Raw genomic sequence first — 17,843 nt, forward strand, 5'->3', positions numbered from 1 at the left:
CCGCCGCGGCGCCTTTGACTTCATTGAAAAGCCGTTCGAAGCGGAACGCTTGCTCCATCTCGTCGCCCGCGCGACCGAGAGCGAGCGGTTGAAATTCGAATATGAACGGTTGCGCGAGCGCGCTGGCCCCGCCGATGAACTCACCGGCTCCAGCGCCGCGATCAACAATGTCCGTGCGACGCTGAAACGCGTCGCCGGTACCGGCAGCCGCGTGCTGATTACAGGCGCGGCGGGTGTCGGCAAGGAGGTCGCCGCGCGGGTTCTTCACGGCTGGAGTGGTCGCCACACCGCGCCATTCCGGGTCATTTCGTCGGCGCGCATGGAGCCCGAGACCGTCGAGGCCGAATTGTTCGGGTCCGAAGGTGAAGACGGCGCGATCCGCGTCGGCCTGCTCGAACAAGCGCATGGGGGGACAGTATTCCTCGACGAAGTCGCCGACATGCCGCTGACGACGCAAGGCAAGATCCTCCGCGTCCTGACCGATCAGAGCTTCACCCGTGTCGGCGGACGGACGATGATCCGCGTCGATGTCCGGATCATTTCGGGGTCGGCGCGCGACTTGATGACGGAAATTGCCGAGGGGCGTTTCCGCGAAGATCTTTATTATCGCCTCAATGTCGTGCCGGTGCATATCCCGTCGCTGCGCGAACGCCGCGACGACATCGCGTCGTTGTGCGAACATTTCGTCGGCCGCTACGCCGCCGATCGCCGCGCGCCGCCGCCCGAAATCAGCGCCGAAGCGATGGCGGCGCTCCAGGCGCACGACTGGCCCGGCAACGTCCGCGAACTGCGCAATGTCGTCGAACGCGTCATGATCCTCGCACCGAGCGATCGGTTGGGGCGGATCGATGCCGACATGCTGCCTGCCGAACTCGTACGCGGCGGCACCGATATCCTGCCCAATGCTGAGTCGATCACCGCGATTCCGCTCAAGGAAGCGCGCGAGAATTTTGAGCGCGAGTATCTGCGGATTCAGATCAACCGCTTCTCGGGCAATATCTCGCGCACCGCGACATTCATCGGTATGGAGCGGTCGGCGCTGCACCGGAAGCTGAAGCTTTTGGGTTTGACCGACAATTCGGACGGCGACGCCTGACCTCGGACGGCTTTGCGCTAGACCTGTGCGCCGCTTTGCCGCATATTGGACACGCCACAACGACAATCGCGGCCCATCAAGGGCCGAATAGCGGTTTGACCGCCAAGAACAGGAGGCCAATGTGTCCGATAAAAACCAGAATCTCCAGGATCTCTTCCTCAACGCCCTTCGTCGCAGCAAGACACCGGTGACGATGTTCCTCGTCAAGGGCGTCAAGCTTCAGGGGATCATCACCTGGTTCGACAATTTCTCGCTGCTTCTGCGCCGTGATGGCCAGTCGCAGCTCGTCTACAAGCACGCGATTTCGACCGTCATGCCCTCGCATGATTTCGACCTGTCGCTGCTCGGCGACGGTATCCGCGACGCGCCCGCCAGCAAGGGCAAGGCGCTGCAGGACGTGTTCCTCAACGCGGTGCGTAAATCCGACGAATCGGTGACGATGTTCCTCGTCAACGGCGTGATGCTGCAGGGCGACATCGTGGCGTTCGACCTGTTCTGCATGCTGCTCGAGCGTGAGCGGCAGGTGCAGCTCGTCTACAAGCACGCCATTTCGACGGTGCAGCCGAACGGTCCGATCAATCTGACCGACAGCGAGCCCGAAAGCGACGCCTGATCGACCCGATGTCCGACAATGAAGACGAGGTGACGCGCGGCGCCACGGCGGTGCTGATCGTCCCCGAATGGCATAGCCAGCGCCTGTCGCGCGACCTTGATGCGCGCGCCGAGGAAGCGAAGGGGCTCGCGCTGGCGATCGGGCTGGAGGTCGTGGCGGTGTATCCGCTACGGCTGCGGCAGACGCGCGCGGCGACGTTGATCGGCGTTGGCCAGATTGATGCGATCAAGGCGGAAGTTGGCGAAGGTGCCGCGCAGCTCGTCATTGTCGATGCGGCGCTGACCGCGATCCAGCAGCGGAACCTGGAGACAGCTTTCGGGACCAAGGTCATTGATCGGACGGGATTAATCCTCGAAATCTTTGGCGAGCGCGCCGCGACGGCGGAGGGACGCTTGCAGGTCGAGCTGGCGCATCTCGATTATCAGGCTGGCCGGCTCGTGCGCAGCTGGACCCACCTCGAGCGCCAGCGCGGCGGCTTCGGTTTTCTCGGCGGCCCGGGCGAAACGCAGATCGAGGCCGACCGCCGGATGATCCGCAACCGCATGGCGCGCATCCGCAAACAGCTGGAGGAAGCGCGGCGGACACGGCAGCTCCAGCGGTCGAAGCGCCAGCGCGCACCCTGGCCCGTCGTTGCGCTGGTGGGCTATACTAACGCCGGAAAATCCACATTTTTCAACCGCTTGACGGGAAGTGACGTCATGGCGGAAGATATGTTGTTCGCGACGCTCGACCCGACGATGCGCGAGATAAGGCTGCCCGGCATCGACAAGGCGATATTGTCCGACACGGTTGGTTTCGTGTCCGACCTGCCGACCGAACTGGTCGCGGCGTTCCGCGCGACGCTGGAGGAGGTCACCACCGCCGACCTGATCGTCCATGTCCGCGACATCGTGCATCCCGATAGTGAGGCGCAATATGCCGATGTTGTCGCCATCCTCAATTCGCTGGGGGTGAACGGGCCGCAGGATGGCAGGGAAGGGGCCGAGGAGGCGGGTTCCACCGTCATCCCGCAAGTCGAAATCTGGAACAAGATCGACACCGCCGACCCCGACACGCGCGCGGTGATCGAGGAAATGGCGGCGCGGCGGTCTGACGTCGCGATCATCTCGGCGGTCAGCGGCGAGGGCGTCGAGGCGGCGCGCGAACTGATGGCGGCACAACTGACCGCGCAGCACGAATTGCAGCGGATTTTCCTGGGCTATGAACAGGGCGAGGCGGCGGCGTGGCTTCACGCGCGCGGCGAGGTGCTGGGCGACGAGCCGCAGGATGACGGGCATGTCCTCACGGTACGGCTCGATCCCGCCGACATGGCTCGGTTCGAGCGGTTGTTTCCGGGCAAGGGCTGACTAAGACTTTCGCAAGTCCACAACCGTAGCCTGAGCTTGTCGAAGGGCGCCTGTCAGAGAAACGCCCTTCGACAAGCTCAGGGCTTCGGTGTTTGTTTCAGCCGCGCTCGGACGCCTTGACCACCTGCCAATGGGCTTCCTGCGCGTCGAGCGACAAGCCGGCGAGGCTGCCGCCCGCATTGGTTTCCATGGCGGCAAAGCGCCGCGCGAATTTCATATTGGCGTCGCGCAGCGCGGCTTCGGGATCGACACCGAGCTTGCGGGCGTAGTTCGCGACCGCGAAGAGCAGGTCACCGATTTCTTCATGGCGGTGCGCTTCGTCAGTCGCGGCGGCCACTTCTGCCAGCTCCTCGGCGATCTTGTCGAGCGGGCCGTCGACATCGGGCCAGTCGAACCCGACACGCGCCGCGCGCGACTGAAGCTTTTCCGCGCGCAGCAGCGCGGGCAGCGACAGCGCGACGCCATCAAGCGCGCCCTTGGGGCCGTCGGCGGCGCGCTCGTTCGCCTTGATCTGCTCCCATTGCAGCCGCACCTCGGGCGTCGTGACGTCGCGAGGCTTGTCCGGGCCGAAGATGTGCGGATGGCGACGCTCCATCTTGTCGGAGATCGCGGTCGCGACGTCGCCGAAGGTGAAGAGCCCGTCGTCGGCCGCGATCTGGCTGTGGAAGACGACCTGGAGCAACAGGTCGCCGAGTTCGTCGCAGATCGCGGCGGGGTTGCCGCCGGCGATCGCATCGGCGACCTCATAGGCTTCCTCGATCGTATAGGGTGCGATCGTGGAAAAGTCCTGGGCGAGATCCCATTCGCAGCCGCCATCGGGGTCGCGCAATCGGGCCATGACGCCAAGCAGGCGGTCGATGGGGGATGCGGGGGAATGGGCGGCGTCATGGGACATGCATATATCCGATAATATATATTATGTTAAATTCGATGCGAAACAGGTGGCGGGGGCGATCAGCCCCCTCGGTCGTCGAGCGCCACAATCCAGCCGCGCTGTTCGTTGGTGTCCGGCACGGGCACGCCCCGCGCATCGGCAATAGCGGACAGCGCGGGCTCGGCAGATTGTCCGGCATGAATCATGATTGCGGCCGCGAGCACCGAGGACCGCCCGATGCCGGCGCGGCAATGAATGGCGATGCTCTTTCCGCTCTCCGCAAGCTTGCCAACGAATTGCAGAAATGCTGACCGGTCATTCGGTAAGCCCCGGTCCGGAATCGGCCAGGACCGAAATTCGATGTCGTTGCGTTCGCACAGCATTGGTTCGCGGGTCAGATCCAGCTCTTCGATTTCATCGCGTTCGAGCAGACTGACGACGATCTCGACGCCCGACCGGCGCCAGTGCGCGATCTCGTCTTCCAGCCAATCACCCGAACGCGGTCGTGCCATGATGGCCAACCGAAGGTCGCCGGGCGACCGGATCCAATAGATGTTCGATAGCATCAGACCGGACGCCACGCCGCCGTCACGTCACCGCCTGCCAGGTCCGGATCACCAGAAATACGAGTCCGATGATCGCGGCCCAGGCCAGCGCCATCTTGACCCAGTCCTTCATCGGCAGCCGGCGTGCGATCAGCGAGCTGCCGACGAGTACCAGCGCGCCGATGGCCCACGCCGCAGTGATGCCCATGTCGCTCACAATTGCACCTCCAGCCCGTCGTAGCCGGGTTCGACGCCCGGCGGCAGTTCGTCAGCAAGGTCGTCGTAATCCATCGTATTGTCCATATGCGTGATGATCGCACGCGGATTGCCGACCTTTTCGAGCGCGGCCAGCGACATCGCCAGATGCGGATGAGTTGGGTGCGGATAGCGGCGCAACGCGTCGATCACGAACAGGTCGACGCCCTGGAAGAAATCGACCATTTCGTCCGTAAATTTAGAAAAATCAGTGGCATATCCGACCTTGTGGACACCGTCGCTGAAGATGAGCCCGCTGGCCTTGATCGGGCCGTGCGGCATTTCGATCGCCGACACCTCAAGCGGTCCGATCGATTGATGATCGAGCAGGTCGATCGGATCGACCAAGGCCGGATAGCCGGCATTTCCCGCAAAAGCATAGGTGAAGCGCCATTTGAGCGTGTCGAGAACATGGTCGCGGGCATAAGCGGGCACCTGCGAGCCGCGCAGGTGCATGATCTGACGCAGATCGTCGAGCCCGTGGCAATGATCGGCATGTTCGTGGGTCCAGATGATGCCGTCGACAGCGCCCACTTCGGCCGCCAGCAGTTGCAGCCGCATGTCGGGGCTGGTGTCGACCAGCAGCCGGAAACCGCCGAGCGAGACGAGGATCGAGGCGCGGCTGCGCAGGTTGCGCGGATTGTCGGGATCGCACTGCCCCCAATCATTGCCGATCCGCGGCACCCCCGACGAGGTGCCGCAGCCAAGAATGCGAACTTTCATAGTGCGGCCTTCATGCCAGACGTGACGTCATGGCGCCGCCTTGTCGAACAATTGGTAGAAATTGGCCGCCGTTGCGGCGCCGAGCACGTCCCTGTCCTCGTCGCGCAGGGCGGCGAGGAAGGTCAAGGTGTCGGCGACGAACGCCGGTTCGCCGGTCTTGCCGCGATGCGGGACGGGGGCGAGGAAGGGGGAATCGGTCTCGATCAGCAGCCGGTCCTGCGGCAACCATTTCGCCGTCGCCTGAAGCTCGGCGGCGTTCTTGAAGGTCACGATGCCCGAGATCGAGATATAGAGGCCGAGGTCGAGCGCGGCCCGCGCGAAGTCGTCGCTGGCGGTGAAGCAGTGGATCACGCCCGGGAAGACCGCCCTGCCCATCTCCTCGCCCAGCAGCGCGAGCGTATCGGCCTCGGCATCGCGGGTGTGGACGATGACCGGCAGGCCGGTTTGCTGTGACGCATGGATATGGCGGCGGAAGCTGTCCTGTTGCCGTTGCCGGTCGCTCTTGTCGTAATAATAATCGAGCCCGGTTTCACCGATGCCGATGACGCGCGGATGCGCGGCGCGCTCGACGAGCTTCGCGGTGTCGACGTCGGGATGATGGTCGGCGTCATGGGGGTGAATGCCGACGCTGGCCCAGACGTCCTCATTGGCCTCGGCGGCGGCGAGAACATCGTCCCACTCGCTTTCGCGCGTCGCGATATTGAGCATCGCGGTGACGCCGCGGTCGCGTGCGCGCGCCAGCACCTCGTCCTGCTGTTCGGCAAGCCCCGTGTAATTGAGGTGGCAGTGCGAATCGACGAGCATTACGCCTCCCCTTCCCCTTCTCCCTCGGGCAGTTCGAGGCGGGGGAAGATCGGGACGGGCTGGCCGACGGTGAAACCGCTCGCGACCAGTTTTGCAAGCCATTCGCCGTCCTCCAGCGCGGCAAAATCGCGCGCATCAGCGGCTATTCCCATCTGGTCGAGCAGATTGTCGGCGGCCGTCGGCACGACCGGACGGATCGCGATCGACAGCGTGCGTACCGCCCGGAACAGCGTCATCAGCACGGCTTTCATCCGCTCGGGATCGGTCTTGCGCAGCGCCCAGGGCGCCTGGGTGTCGACATATTGGTTGCAGGCGAACACCGCGCGCAGCCAGTCCTCGATGCCGACCGAGAAAGCGAGTTGGTCGAATTCTGCCGGCAGGCGATCAGTGGCCATGGCGTGGAGATCGGCGAGCAGGTCGATATCGCCCGGCGCCGGTGCATAATCGGCCGATAGTTCGCCGCCCAAATTCTTGAAAATCATCGACAAGCTGCGCTGCGCGAGATTGCCGAAGCTGTTCGCCAGATCGGCATTGGCGGCGCGTACGATCGCTTCGGCCGAATAGGTGCCGTCCTGCCCGAAGCTGACTTCGCGCAGCAGATAATAGCGCAGCGGGTCGACCCCGAAGCTGTCGGCGAGGGCCATCGGGTCGACGACATTGCCGAGCGACTTCGACATCTTCTCACCGCGGTTGAGCAGGAAGCCGTGCCCGAATACCTGTTTGGGCAAAGGCAGGTTCGCGCTCATCAGGAAGGCCGGCCAGTAAACCGTATGAAAACGAACGATATCCTTGCCGATCATATGGATGTCGGCGGGCCAGAATTTCCCCCATTCGCCGTCCGTATCGGGGAAGCCGAGCGCCGACATATAGGTGGTGAGCGCGTCGACCCAGACATACATGACATGCCCCGGCGAGCCCGGCACCGGCACGCCCCAGTCGAAGCTGGTGCGCGAGACGCTGAGATCCTTGAGCCCGCCCTCGACGAAGCGCAGCACCTCGTTGCGGCGGCTTTCGGGGCGGATGAAGTCGGGGTTCTCGGTGTAGAGCGCGAGCAATTTGTCTTGATAGTTCGACAGGCGGAAGAACCAGCTTTCCTCGACGGTCCATTCGACGGCGGTGCCCTGCGGCGAGAGCTTGCTCTCCCCTTCCCCCTGCACCAGTTCGCTTTCGTCGTAGAACGCCTCGTCGCGGACCGAGTACCAACCTTCGTAGCGATCGAGATAGAGGTCGCCATTGGCTTCCATCGCGCGCCACAGCGCCTGCGACGCCGCGTGGTGCGCGGGGTCCGACGTGCGCATGAAATGATCGAAACTGATATTCAGCTTGGCATACATCTCACGGAAATATGCCGACATTTCGTCGGCGAGTTCGATCGTCGGGCGGCCTTGGTCGCGCGCCGTCTGAAACATCTTCAGCCCATGTTCGTCGGTGCCGGTGGTCAATCGCACGTCGCGGCCGCGCGCGCGCTGGAAGCGCGCCATCACGTCGGTGGCGATCGCCTCATAGGCATGGCCGATATGCGGACGGCCATTGGGGTAGCTGATCGCGGTGGTGATGTAGAATGGGGTCTTGGTTTCGGACATGGCCGCGCCTTAGCGGGTGCGGGGCGGAAGGGGAAGTGGCCCCTTCCCTCCCTAGCGGGTGGAAACGCCGCGCGGCGCCAGCTCGGCGAGGCAATTGCCGATCTCGAACCCCACCATCGCGCCGTCGTAGGATCCGCGTATGGCGTCGCGCATCGTCCGTTGCACGCGGTCCCACTGTGCCAGCACCGGCGCAATGTCGGCGACCGGGCGATCGCGCGCGATGCGGGCGAGCAGGCCGGGGACGATGTCGATGACGAGTTCGAGCCGGGCGCGGTTCGCGGTGCCGCCGACCTCGCGCGCCAGCGCCTCGCGCAGGCGGTTGCCGGGGTCGCCGGTGGCGGCGATCGCAAGCAGCTTCTTTTCCATCGCGGCGACGTCGCTGTCGATCAGCGCCAGCGCCTTGCCCGGAACGCCGCCCGATGCGGCGACGGTCGCCCGCACCTCCGCCATTTCGGTCATCGGGCGCAGTTCGTGCAGCCATGCCGCCATGACGTCATGCTCAACGGGTTGAAAACGCAGTGTTCTGCATCGGGACCGGATGGTCGGGAGCAGGCGGCCCGGCGAGTGGCTGACGAGGATGAAGACGGTCTTGGCGGGCGGTTCCTCGAGCGTCTTGAGCAGCGCGTTGGCGGCGTCGGTTTCCAGATCGTCGATCGCGTCGACGATGATGACGCGCCAGTCGCCGAGCGACAGCGAGAAATGGAGGCGGCGGATCATACCGCGCACCTGATCGATCGTGATGTTGCGCGCGAGGTCCTTGCTCTTGTCCTTGAGCTGGCGCGTGAGGTGGAGGATCTCGGGATGGTTGCCGGCGGCGACGAGGCGATCGGCGGCGCTGTCGCCGACATCGTCGAGCGACGGGGCGCTGGCCTCGCCGCCCTGGCCGTGGGTGACGAGGAAGCGCGCGGCGCGCGCGGCGAAGGCGGCCTTGCCCATACCCTGCGGCCCCGCGAGCAGCCAGGCGTGATGGAGCCGCCCGGCGGCCCAGGCTTCGAGGAAGGCCTCCTCCGGGCTCTGGTGGCCGATCAGAGCCATGGTGCGAGCTCGGCGAGGATCGACGACGTCACGGCGTCGGGCGCGCCGCCGGCGTCGATGATGCGCCAGCGATCGGGCTCGGCGGTGGCGATGGCGGCGAAGCGCGCGGCGAGGCGCGCCTGATAATCGGCGGGCTTGCTGCCCATGCGGTCGGCGCCGGCGGCGTCGCGGGCGGACAGGCGTTGGGCCGCCTCCTCCGCACCGACGGTGAGCAGGAAGCTACGGTCGGGGAGCAGGCCTTCGGAGCCGATGCGGTGGAGGGTGAGGATATCGGCGTCGGTGAGCCCGCCGCCGCCGCCCTGATAGGCGCGCGAGCTGTCGACGAAGCGGTCGCACAGCACCCACGCGCCGCGATCGAGCGCGGGACGGATCAGCCGCGCGACATGGTCGGCGCGCGCGGCGGCGAAGAGCAGGGCTTCGCTGCGCGCGTTCCAGCGGTCGTCGCTGCCCTCCATCAGCAAGGTGCGGATCGCCTCGGCGCCGGGGCTGCCGCCGGGTTCGCGCGTCGTGACGACGTCGATGCCGCGCGCGGCCAGCGTGGCGGCGAGCGCGCGGAGCTGGGTCGACTTGCCGGCCCCCTCGCCGCCCTCGAGCGTGATGAAGCGACCGCTCACAGCCCGGTGAGCCGGTAGAAGCCGGTGCGCGCGCGATCGGTCCAGCCGCCGGTTGCGACGTCGCTGGCGGCGAGCAGCGGGGTGGTTTGCGGCGGCAGGCCGTCGGGGGCGACGACGAGTTCGGCGACGCGCGTGCCGCGCGCAATCGGCGCGGGCACGGGGCTGAGGCCGCGCAAGGTAGCGCGATAGCCGCCCGTATAGCCGCGCGGGACGGTCATGCGGACGGGAATGGCAGCCTCGGCCTCCAGCGTGGGACGGGCCCCCTGCCCGACGTCGAGTTTGCCGACTTTCGCGCCGGCGGGGACGATCTCGCGGCCTTCCCAGGCGTCGAAGCCCCAGCTCATCAGCCGTTCGGCCTCGTCGCGGCGCGCTTTCTCGCTGCTCATGCCCGCGACGACCATGATCAGGCGGCGGCCGTCGCGCTTGGCCGAGCCGAGGAAGCAATAGCCCGCCTCGGCGGTGTGGCCGGTCTTGAGCCCGTCGGCGCCGACAAAACGGCCGAGAATCGGGTTGCGGTTGGGCTGGACGATCGGCTTGCCGTCGGGCGACGTACCGTGCTGGAGCTTCGGGATCGCAAAATAGCGCGTGTAGCCAGCGGGGTGGTCGCGGATTAGCCGGTCGGCGAGCGTGATCAGATCGGCGGCCGAGACCTTGGTGACGCCGCCGTCGGGCCAGCCGTTGGGGGTCCCGAAACGACTCGACGCCATGCCAATTTGTGTCGCTACCTCATTCATTCTTTTGACGAAAGCCTCTTCGCTTCCGTCGATGCCGACCGCGAGGACGGCGGCGGCGTCATTGCCCGAAACGGTGATCAGCCCCTTGAGCAATTCGTCGACGCTGACTTTCTCGCGTGGGCGGAGGAACATCGTCGATCCGCCGCTGCTGCCGTTCCATTTCTTCCAGGTCGCCTCGTCGACGGTGAAGATCGTGTCGCGCGACAGCTTGCCGCTCTTGATCAGGTCGAGCACGACATAGGCGGTCATCACCTTGGCCATCGAGGCGGGGGCGAAGCGCTTGTCGGCGCCGCGCGAAAAGAGGATCGCGCCCGAATCGAGATCCTTGAGCATCACGATCGGCGCCTCGGTGACATAGAGCGGGCGGCTGACCAGCGCCGTTGCCTTTTTGGGGGCTGCCTTCTGGGCCGGCGGGTTGGCGGCGGGCGCGGTGCCGGGGACGAGCAGCAGCGCGAGCGCCGCGATCGCGGCCCCCCCGGCGCTGGTCATGCGGAGCGTGCGACCCGTCATGGGCGGTCAGCGGTCGCGCTGAACCTGTGCGTCGCGGAATCCCTTGGCCTTGGCCTTGGCGACGGCGGACGCCGCCTCGGCCTCGCTGGCATAGGGACCCATGCGCACGCGCCACAGATTGCCCGCCTTGGTCACCATGCCGCCGACCGATTTGGCGGCGGCGTTGGCGCGGCTCTGGCTGCTGAAGGCGGCGACCTGCACCGCATAGCTGCCGGTCGCGGCGGAGGCGGGCTTGGCGGCGGGCGGCGGGGCTGCGGGTTTAGCGGCCGCAGGCTTGGGAGCGGGCTTGGTCGCGGCGGGCTTCGGGGCCTTGGCGCCGGGCCCTTCGACGATGAAGCGGTCGCCGCCCGGCGCGGGGGCCGAAGGCGTGGGCTTGCTCGCGGTCGCGGCGGCCATGCCGGCGGGCACCGGCTTGCCCTCCAGCTTCTTGCGCAACAGGACGAGCAAGGTTCCGGGGGTGTCGAGCCGCGTCGCCACCGCGCCGCCGCTGCGTAGCTGGGCGCGTTCGGCCATCGGCGGACTGGTGCGGCGCACGCGGACGGCGGCGACCCCGCCATTGAGGCCAAGCTGCTGCGCGGCGCCGCGCGACAGGTCGATCAGCCGGTCGTTGACCATGGGGCCGCGATCGTTGACGCGCACGACGATGGTGCGCCCGGTGTCGAGCGCGGTGACCTCGACATAGCTGGGCAGCGGCAGCGTCTTGTGCGCGGCGCTGATCGCGTCGGGATTGAAGGGTTCGCCGATCGCGGTGGGCGACCCGGCAAGTTCCTCGCCATACCAGCTCGCATAGCCGACATCGTCATAATCATTGACGTCGGCGGGGGTGTAGGTCGTGCCCGCGACGGTGAAGGGATCGCCGAGCTTGGGCGGGCCGTCGACGACGGCGGTGCCGCCGGGCGCGGGCGTCGGTCCGGCCGCTACCCGGCCGCCATCGCGCTTGCCATCGACACTTCCACAACCGGCGAGGAGCAACGCCGCCCCTGCCGCCATCAGGCCCCCGCCCCTAACGATCGATTTCATCCGCCAGCAACCCCACAGACAGTGCGTAAAAATTGGAACAATTGTAATCGAGTATCGCACGATAGTTGCCGGTGAGCAAATAGGCGGTGCGGCCCGGGCCGTCGGGTTCCAGCAAGGTCGCCTGGACGCGGCCGTCGGGCCAGCGCCCGCCCGCGATCTGGAAACCGTCGGCGCGCCATTCGGCGACCGAGCGCCAGCGGCTGTGGCGCGCGAAAACCCGCGGGCAGCGGGTCGGGGCAAGCTTGCTGGCGACGCGGTTGCGGTCGAAGCCCGCCGGTACGCTGACCGCCACACCCCAAGGCTGGCCGGCGCGCCAGCCGGCGTTACGGAGGTACGCGCCGATCGATTCGATCGCGTCGGCCTCGCTCGACCAGATGTTGATCTTGCCGTCGCCGTCGCCATCCTCGGCGACGCGCAGATACACCGAGGGCAGGAATTGCGGATAGCCGAAGGCGCCGGCCCAGCTGCCCTTCAGCACCTGACGCGGCACGCCGCGTTCGACCATTTCCATCGTCGCGAGCAATTCGGGTTCGAACAGGCTGCGGCGGCGCCCCTCATAGGCGAGCGTCGCCAGCGCCTCGGGCAAGTCGAAATTGCCGGTGACCTGGCCGTAGGCGGTTTCATGGCCGTAGATGGCGATCATAATGCTGGTTGGGACGCCAGTGCGCGCCTCGATGCGCGACAGCAGGGGCAACAGCCGGTCGTGGACGCGGCGCCCGCCGCCGATGCGCGCGGCGTCGACATGCTTGGCCTTGTACGGCGCAAAGGCCGGGATCGGTGTGTCGTTGCTGGGCGGCGCGCCGAGATTGTCGCGGTCGAGTGCGACGACGCGCGGATTATAGCGCAGCCCGGCAGTGACGCGGTCGAAGGTCGCGCGCGACACGCCGCGCGCCTGCGCCTTGGGCCACAGCGACTGGACATAGGTGTCGAAGCCGGGATCGCCGCTCTGGGCATGGAGCGGGGTCGAGGCCGCCATCGACCAGGCCGAGGCGACCACCGCCGCAAAACCGAGCAAGCGAGTGATAACAGAAGATTTCGTGCGCATCATAACCACCCCATAGGCATGATCTGGCACGGATGCACGCCCGCTGAACAGTGGGGGTGGAGACGAGCCGAGTCATAAGCGCGGCGGGCCGTGTCGCCCTCCCCTGTCCGGCGCCCGAACAAGGTTTCGCTTGCCGCGCGCGGGCGCCGCGTTATGGCGCGGGGCGAGGACAGGTGGCCGAGTGGTTTAAGGCAGCGGTCTTGAAAACCGCCGTGGGTGCAAGCTCACCGTGGGTTCGAATCCCACCCTGTCCGCCAGTACTTTCAACGGACTTGGCTAATATCAAATGCCGGGTAAGATTGAGAACGATTGGTGAACGTGATTCGGGGAGTCGTCTGATGAAGTCGGTGGAGCTGTTCGTTGGAGCGGGCGGTCTTGGCATCGGTGTCAGTCAAGCGGGTTTTGAGCCGGTCGCCGTCGTCGATTGGGATCGTTGGGCGTGCGACACCATTCGCGAAAACAGTGAGCGTGGGCTTTCGCCGCTCGACAAGTGGCCGTTGACTGAGGGTGACGTCAGCCTTTTTGATTTTGGGACGTTGGCCGGACCGATCGATCTTGTGACCGGTGGGCCCCCGTGCCAGCCCTTTTCCCTAGGTGGGCAGCATCGCGCATTTCTGGACAAGCGGGATATGTTTCCTCAAGCCATCCGAGCGGTGCGGGAATTGAGGCCGCGCGCCTTCGTCTTCGAGAATGTAAAAGGTCTTACACGCTCAACATTCGCGAATTATCTTGAGTATATTCGTCTCCAACTGCGCCATCCGGACCTGACGGCGCGCCATGAAGAGCCGTGGCTGTGCCATTTGGCTCGTCTCGAGGATTACGAAACGGCAGGTCGGCACGATGGACTACATTATAATGTGGTGATGCGCGTCCTGAATGCTGCGGACTATGGCGTACCGCAAAAGCGCGAGCGTGTGTTTATCGTTGGCTTTCGCGCCGATCTCGGGGTCGAATGGCATTTCCCCACTCCAACGCATTCGCAAGATGCATTGCTATGGTGGCAGTATAGGACCGATCTCTATTGGGACTTGCACCGCGTGGCAAAGAAGGACCGCCCGGCCCCTAGTCGTGGATCTGCGCGCGCAGCTCTTATGCGACAATTTCCAATGACGGAACCTTGGCAGACCGTGCGCGATGCGATCTCTGACCTGCCAGACCCGGAATTGATGCCCGGTGATTTTTGCGGTCATCATGGCCACAAGTTTCAGCCCGGTGCCCGGTCCTATCCTGGTCACACGGGCAGTCCGATGGACGAGCCAGCGAAGACACTTAAGGCTGGAGTGCATGGCGTGCCGGGGGGAGAAAACATGCTCCGTCGCGCGGACGGTTCGGTCCGTTATTTCTCTGTTCGAGAAAGCGCCCGCTTGCAGACTTTCCCCGACGAGATGGTTTTCCATGGCTCATGGACTGAAGCCATGCGGCAATTGGGCAACGCTGTTCCGTGCAAATTAGGTGCCCAAGTTGCGGCTCAGGTTAGAGATTGCCTTATACAAGTTTGATAATGCGCTCTTGCATGCCCCGAATGATGGGATCGGGCGACGGTTGATGAAGTTCGGACACGCGCTGTGCGATCAGGTCGGCAGCCTGCTTTGCGGTCTCATCCGATCCTGCTGGTCGACCTTTGCGTCCGGGGTGCAGAGAGTCCCAAAGGGACCCCTTCCCTGCCATCCGTGGACCGCCGGTTACGTTGCTGCCGAGGCCCATGCCATTCCAAGGCGGACGGAACGCCATGATTAGAACTGATTCTGCGAGGTTAATATACGCGGGCTTCAGGACCAAATAGCGAACCTTGAAGTCGTCGACATTGATGTCGGAAGCTTGGCTCACCGAATCGTAGTGTTTTTTAATCCGCTTATACAGCTCTTGCCCGGTGCTTGGACGCGGACTGAAGCCTTGGCTTTTATTTTCTCTGGCGGCGCGCCCAACGTAGACCGGATACGTGCAACGCCCCGCATCCAGTGCCACCAATGGTGCGTATGCTGGATGTTCGCCGGTATAATATAGTGCGTAGACACCCGGGCCGTTGAACCGTTCAGGCGGTGGGAAAGGCGCCAGTGGCTGTTCCAGTAGCTGAACTGCAAGAGTAACGCCTACATTCTCGACAGCTAGCGGATCGAATTCAGAATCGGTCATGGGCGTTCTATGACACAGTTGGACCTTCGACGTCATCCTTTGAACGGCTAATCGTCAGGCCCCTACAACCGCCGCATCTTCAGCCAGCTTGCGTCGCCGATCCACGTCCGCTTGAGCGCCGCGTCCCCTGCCGCAGCTTCCGCCTTGTTGCCGAGCTTCGTCTCGGTCATCTTCAGCCCATAGAGTGCCCAGCCGTCGTTGGGCGCTTCGAACAGCGCCTTGCGGAAGGCGGCGCGGGCGTCTTCGTAGCGGCGCGCCGAATAGAGCGAGGCGCCGCGCGATTGGGCGACGGGGAAATACCAGATTGGCGGCTCGTTATAGGGGATGGTCGCCTCGATCTTTTCGGCCGCTTCGAACAAAGCGACCGCCTTCATCGGCTCGCCGCGCCAATGCGCTGCCCTCCCCTCTGCTACCAGCGTCGCGAGGCGGATGACGTCGGGGGCCGGGAAACCCAAGCCGACCATGGCGGTGACGGCGGGCGAGGTTTCGAGTTCGCGCATCGCGGCAATTTCGACAGCGAACGCCTTGTTATTGCGGAGTTCTGCATAAGCGATGGCGCGGGCATAATGGCGCATCGCCTCGACATAGGCGAGGTCGGACGATTGCTGCGTGCCGGCCAATATCTCTGCCGGTTCGGCATATTGGGCGAGCGCGAAGGACGGCGCGGCGTGGATCGCCTGCACCCAGGGCAGGTCGCGGGCGGTTTTGGTGTCGAGGATGGCGCGGAGGCGTTTGGTTTCGGCCATCACGCTGTCCATGTCGCCGACCATCTGCGCCGAGGTCAGCAGGAAATGGACATTGTGCGGATAATAGCCGTAGCGATAGAGCGCGTCGTCGCCGACCAGCGCCAGATATTGCTCGTCGGCGCGCGCGGCGAGCAGGTTCGCCTTCATCGAGTCGGCATAGCGCCCGGTGCGGTAATAGATATGCGACGGCATATGGACGAGGTGACCGAGGATCGCGGGCGCCTGCCCCACCAGCCGGTCGGCCGCCGCCTCGGCCTTGGCGGGCTGCGCGGCCTCCATCAGGTGGATATAGAGATGCGACGCCTGCGGATGCGCAGGGTTTCGCGCGATGACCGTTTCGACGAGGCCGATGGCCTGTGACAGGCGGGGGGTGAGCGGGGTCTTTTCGGGGGTCCAGTAATTCCACGGACTGGTGTTCATCACCGCCTCGGCGGCGAGGATCGTGATGTCGTCGTTCGCGGGGAAACGCGCGGCGGCGGCGAGCATCGCATCGGCATAAGCGAGGTCGAGCGCGGCGCGGTCGCTGCCCGGGGCGGCGGAATAGCGCAGCAATTGCGCCTCGATCAGCGCGCGTTCTTCGGGCGCCAGCGTGGGGAGCGCGGCCTTGGCCTGTTCGAGCGCGGCGAGCGCGGCGCGGTTGCCCGCATCGTCCATACCGGCGTTGATATTGGGGCCGTTGGCGAGCGCCTCGCCCCACCAGCACATCACGCAGCCCGGATCGAGCCGCCGCGCCTCGCGGAACGAGCGGATCGCGCCGGCATGGTTGAAGCCATAAGCGAGCAACAGGCCCTGGTCGAAATAGCGGCGCGCGTCGCCGCCAAGCTGGCCCGCCGGGACCTGCGTGCGCGGAATGGCGGCGAGGAGCGGCATCGGCGTGGCGCCGCCGGTGGGGGTGTCGGCGATATAGCGGCGCGCCATCGCGAGGCGGCGGTCGCGCGTCGCCGCAGCGCGATCCGGGCGGCAGGCCTGTCGGCCCGCGCGGGTGGGATCGAGCGCGGCGAGGGTTTCGGCGGAGAAGGCCGATACCGGACGTTCGGCAGCGCCGGAGATGGTGACCGCCATCGCGGCGGTCGTGGCTAAAGTGACAAGCTTGAACATCGGCGCGGCCCCCCGTGCTCGTCGTGCATGGGCGCGGAGGCTATACCCGCGCCGGGCCGATGTCCATGCAGGGCTTTCTAGCGGGCCTCGACCGTGAGGTGCGCGATTTCGGGGATGGCTTTCAGCCGCTGGCGGATCGTTTCGCAGTCGCCGCCCTCGACCGAGACGATCGCGGCGTGTGCGGCGGGGCCGACGCGCCAGACGTGGAGGTCAGCGAGGCGGAGGTCGGGATGCGCCGCCAGCGTCTCGCGGATCCTGGCCTCGAGCGCGGGCTCGCTGCTGTCGAGCAGGACCGCGGCGGTGTCGCGGATCAGCGTCCAGGCCCAGACCGCAATGACGACCGACCCGACGATGCCGATCACCGGGTCGAGCCACACCCAGCCGAGATAGCGCCCGCCGAGCAAGGCCGCGATCGCCATCACCGACGTCAAGGCGTCGGCGAGGACATGGACATAGGCCGAGCGCATATTGTTATCGCTGTGGCGCGCGGGCCTCGCGTGGTCATGGTGGTGATCGTCGTGATCGTGATCGTGATCGTGGTCGTGCGCGTGGTGGTGGCCGTGGCTATGGCCCGGGCCATGGCTGTGCCCGCCGCCGAGCAGCACGGCGCAGACGATGTTCACGACCAGGCCGACCGCGGCCACGACCGTGGCGTCCATGAAATCGACCGGGCGCGGATCGATCAGCCGCTGCGCCGATTCAAACGCGATGCCGAGCGCGACGACGCCGAGGATCAACGCCGAGGCGAAGCCCGCGAGATCGCCGACCTTGCCGGTGCCGAAGCTGTAGCGCGGGTTGCGGGCGTGCTTGCGCGCATAGGCATAGGCGATGGCGGCGATGCCGAGCGCGCCCGCGTGGGTGGCCATATGGAAACCGTCGGCGAGCAGCGCCATCGAGTTGAAGGCGAATCCCGCGACGATCTCCGCCACCATCATCACCGCCGTGATCGCGACGACCCACAGGGTGCGGCGGCCATTTTCGTCATGGCCCGCGCCGAGGAAGACATGATCGTGGGTCAGGTCGTTGATCTGACTATCGAAAGACATAAGCCGCGATCCTTCTTGTCCGC

Annotated in this window: 18 protein-coding genes and 1 tRNA gene; 5 read left to right on the forward strand and 14 right to left on the reverse strand. The window is 65.7% G+C overall.

Translation table 11 applies throughout. The annotated features are described in order from the left end of the window. From ACREB7_RS01495 to hflX, 3 genes are all read left to right on the forward strand, one after another. Positions 1-1,096 (forward strand): sigma-54-dependent transcriptional regulator (locus ACREB7_RS01495; RefSeq protein WP_431590540.1); only part of this gene is annotated, 1,096 nt, incomplete at its 5' end. A gap of 121 nt (positions 1,097-1,217) precedes the next feature. After that, positions 1,218-1,709 carry an RNA chaperone Hfq gene (gene hfq / locus ACREB7_RS01500; RefSeq protein WP_431590541.1) on the forward strand — a complete coding sequence of 164 codons (492 nt, stop codon included), beginning with the start codon at positions 1,218-1,220 and terminating at the stop codon, positions 1,707-1,709. Positions 1,710-1,717: 8 nt separating this feature from the next. Continuing rightward, positions 1,718-3,055 carry a GTPase HflX gene (gene hflX / locus ACREB7_RS01505; RefSeq protein ID WP_431590542.1) on the forward strand — a complete coding sequence of 446 codons (1,338 nt, stop codon included), beginning with the start codon at positions 1,718-1,720 and terminating at the stop codon, positions 3,053-3,055. A gap of 97 nt (positions 3,056-3,152) precedes the next feature. On the opposite strand, the gene mazG is transcribed toward hflX, so the two are convergent. Genes mazG through ACREB7_RS01560 form a run of 11 tightly spaced genes read right to left on the reverse strand, consistent with a single transcriptional unit; the run spans position 3,153 to position 12,797 of the window. Then, complete coding sequence (gene mazG, locus ACREB7_RS01510) at positions 3,153-3,950, reverse strand: nucleoside triphosphate pyrophosphohydrolase (protein ID WP_431590543.1); 798 nt, start codon at positions 3,948-3,950, stop codon at positions 3,153-3,155. A gap of 59 nt (positions 3,951-4,009) precedes the next feature. After that, positions 4,010-4,495 (reverse strand): dual specificity protein phosphatase family protein, encoded by a 486-nt coding sequence (locus ACREB7_RS01515; RefSeq protein WP_431590544.1) that lies wholly within the window; start codon positions 4,493-4,495, stop codon positions 4,010-4,012. Between the two features lie 22 nt (positions 4,496-4,517). Further along, the gene (locus ACREB7_RS01520; RefSeq protein ID WP_431590545.1) at positions 4,518-4,691 is read right to left on the reverse strand and encodes a hypothetical protein; all 174 of its coding nucleotides are present in this window, start codon (positions 4,689-4,691) and stop codon (positions 4,518-4,520) included. After that, entirely contained in the window at positions 4,688-5,452 is a 765-nt protein-coding gene (locus ACREB7_RS01525; protein ID WP_431590546.1) for an MBL fold metallo-hydrolase, read from the reverse strand. Before ACREB7_RS01525 ends, ACREB7_RS01520 begins: the two co-directional genes overlap by 4 nt. Positions 5,453-5,479: 27 nt before the next feature. Further along, positions 5,480-6,256, reverse strand: coding sequence for a TatD family hydrolase (locus ACREB7_RS01530; RefSeq protein WP_431590547.1), 777 nt, complete (start codon positions 6,254-6,256; stop codon positions 5,480-5,482). Beyond that, positions 6,256-7,839 (reverse strand): methionine--tRNA ligase, encoded by a 1,584-nt coding sequence (gene metG, locus ACREB7_RS01535; protein WP_431590548.1) that lies wholly within the window; start codon positions 7,837-7,839, stop codon positions 6,256-6,258. Before metG ends, ACREB7_RS01530 begins: the two co-directional genes overlap by 1 nt. Before the next feature lie 51 nt (positions 7,840-7,890). Then, a complete protein-coding gene (locus tag ACREB7_RS01540) occupies positions 7,891-8,874 on the reverse strand; it encodes a DNA polymerase III subunit delta' (RefSeq protein ID WP_431590549.1) in 984 nt (327 codons plus the stop codon). Continuing rightward, a complete protein-coding gene (gene tmk / locus ACREB7_RS01545) occupies positions 8,865-9,488 on the reverse strand; it encodes a dTMP kinase (protein ID WP_431590550.1) in 624 nt (207 codons plus the stop codon). The genes ACREB7_RS01540 and tmk overlap by 10 nt, the downstream gene beginning before the upstream one ends. Further along, positions 9,485-10,711: a D-alanyl-D-alanine carboxypeptidase family protein gene (locus tag ACREB7_RS01550; RefSeq protein WP_431590551.1), complete on the reverse strand. Its 1,227-nt coding sequence runs from the start codon at positions 10,709-10,711 to the stop codon at positions 9,485-9,487. Before ACREB7_RS01550 ends, tmk begins: the two co-directional genes overlap by 4 nt. Before the next feature lie 27 nt (positions 10,712-10,738). Continuing rightward, positions 10,739-11,752, reverse strand: coding sequence for a septal ring lytic transglycosylase RlpA family protein (locus tag ACREB7_RS01555; RefSeq protein ID WP_431590552.1), 1,014 nt, complete (start codon positions 11,750-11,752; stop codon positions 10,739-10,741). Next, positions 11,736-12,797, reverse strand: coding sequence for a lytic murein transglycosylase (locus ACREB7_RS01560; protein ID WP_431590621.1), 1,062 nt, complete (start codon positions 12,795-12,797; stop codon positions 11,736-11,738). Before ACREB7_RS01560 ends, ACREB7_RS01555 begins: the two co-directional genes overlap by 17 nt. Positions 12,798-12,964: 167 nt before the next feature. Here ACREB7_RS01560 and ACREB7_RS01565 point away from each other — a divergent pair. Next, a tRNA-Ser gene (locus tag ACREB7_RS01565) sits at positions 12,965-13,054 on the forward strand. An 81-nt stretch (positions 13,055-13,135) separates the two neighbouring features. Further along, on the forward strand, positions 13,136-14,296 hold the full coding sequence (locus ACREB7_RS01570; protein ID WP_431590553.1) for a DNA cytosine methyltransferase: 1,161 nt from the start codon (positions 13,136-13,138) through the stop codon (positions 14,294-14,296). Here the strand turns inward: ACREB7_RS01570 and ACREB7_RS01575 are convergent. The 3 genes from ACREB7_RS01575 to dmeF all read right to left on the reverse strand — a co-directional run bounded on the left by ACREB7_RS01575 (position 14,283) and on the right by dmeF (position 17,820). After that, complete coding sequence (locus ACREB7_RS01575) at positions 14,283-14,930, reverse strand: Eco29kI family restriction endonuclease (protein WP_431590554.1); 648 nt, start codon at positions 14,928-14,930, stop codon at positions 14,283-14,285. The two genes, ACREB7_RS01570 and ACREB7_RS01575, sit on opposite strands and share 14 nt — an antisense overlap. A 62-nt stretch (positions 14,931-14,992) precedes the next feature. Then, on the reverse strand, positions 14,993-16,774 hold the full coding sequence (locus tag ACREB7_RS01580; protein WP_431590555.1) for a hypothetical protein: 1,782 nt from the start codon (positions 16,772-16,774) through the stop codon (positions 14,993-14,995). 77 nt (positions 16,775-16,851) lie between these two features. Then, on the reverse strand, positions 16,852-17,820 hold the full coding sequence (dmeF, locus tag ACREB7_RS01585; protein WP_431590556.1) for a CDF family Co(II)/Ni(II) efflux transporter DmeF: 969 nt from the start codon (positions 17,818-17,820) through the stop codon (positions 16,852-16,854). Positions 17,821-17,843 lie beyond the last annotated feature (23 nt).

This window comes from Sphingopyxis sp., from assembly GCF_050725615.1.
Lineage (GTDB): Bacteria > Pseudomonadota > Alphaproteobacteria > Sphingomonadales > Sphingomonadaceae > Sphingopyxis.

Excerpts from the sequence above, each read along its gene's own strand:
- hflX (WP_431590542.1), top strand. The coding sequence starts at position 1,718 with ATGTCCGACAATGAAGACGAGGTGACGCGCGGCGCCACGGCGGTGCTG.
- mazG (WP_431590543.1), bottom strand. The coding sequence starts at position 3,950 with ATGTCCCATGACGCCGCCCATTCCCCCGCATCCCCCATCGACCGCCTG.
- ACREB7_RS01515 (WP_431590544.1), bottom strand. The coding sequence starts at position 4,495 with ATGCTATCGAACATCTATTGGATCCGGTCGCCCGGCGACCTTCGGTTG.
- ACREB7_RS01525 (WP_431590546.1), bottom strand. The coding sequence starts at position 5,452 with ATGAAAGTTCGCATTCTTGGCTGCGGCACCTCGTCGGGGGTGCCGCGG.
- ACREB7_RS01530 (WP_431590547.1), bottom strand. The coding sequence starts at position 6,256 with ATGCTCGTCGATTCGCACTGCCACCTCAATTACACGGGGCTTGCCGAA.
- metG (WP_431590548.1), bottom strand. The coding sequence starts at position 7,839 with ATGTCCGAAACCAAGACCCCATTCTACATCACCACCGCGATCAGCTAC.
- ACREB7_RS01540 (WP_431590549.1), bottom strand. The coding sequence starts at position 8,874 with ATGGCTCTGATCGGCCACCAGAGCCCGGAGGAGGCCTTCCTCGAAGCC.
- ACREB7_RS01550 (WP_431590551.1), bottom strand. The coding sequence starts at position 10,711 with ATGACCAGCGCCGGGGGGGCCGCGATCGCGGCGCTCGCGCTGCTGCTC.
- ACREB7_RS01555 (WP_431590552.1), bottom strand. The coding sequence starts at position 11,752 with ATGAAATCGATCGTTAGGGGCGGGGGCCTGATGGCGGCAGGGGCGGCG.
- ACREB7_RS01560 (WP_431590621.1), bottom strand. The coding sequence starts at position 12,797 with ATGCGCACGAAATCTTCTGTTATCACTCGCTTGCTCGGTTTTGCGGCG.
- ACREB7_RS01570 (WP_431590553.1), top strand. The coding sequence starts at position 13,136 with ATGAAGTCGGTGGAGCTGTTCGTTGGAGCGGGCGGTCTTGGCATCGGT.
- ACREB7_RS01575 (WP_431590554.1), bottom strand. The coding sequence starts at position 14,930 with ATGACCGATTCTGAATTCGATCCGCTAGCTGTCGAGAATGTAGGCGTT.
- ACREB7_RS01580 (WP_431590555.1), bottom strand. The coding sequence starts at position 16,774 with ATGTTCAAGCTTGTCACTTTAGCCACGACCGCCGCGATGGCGGTCACC.
- dmeF (WP_431590556.1), bottom strand. The coding sequence starts at position 17,820 with ATGTCTTTCGATAGTCAGATCAACGACCTGACCCACGATCATGTCTTC.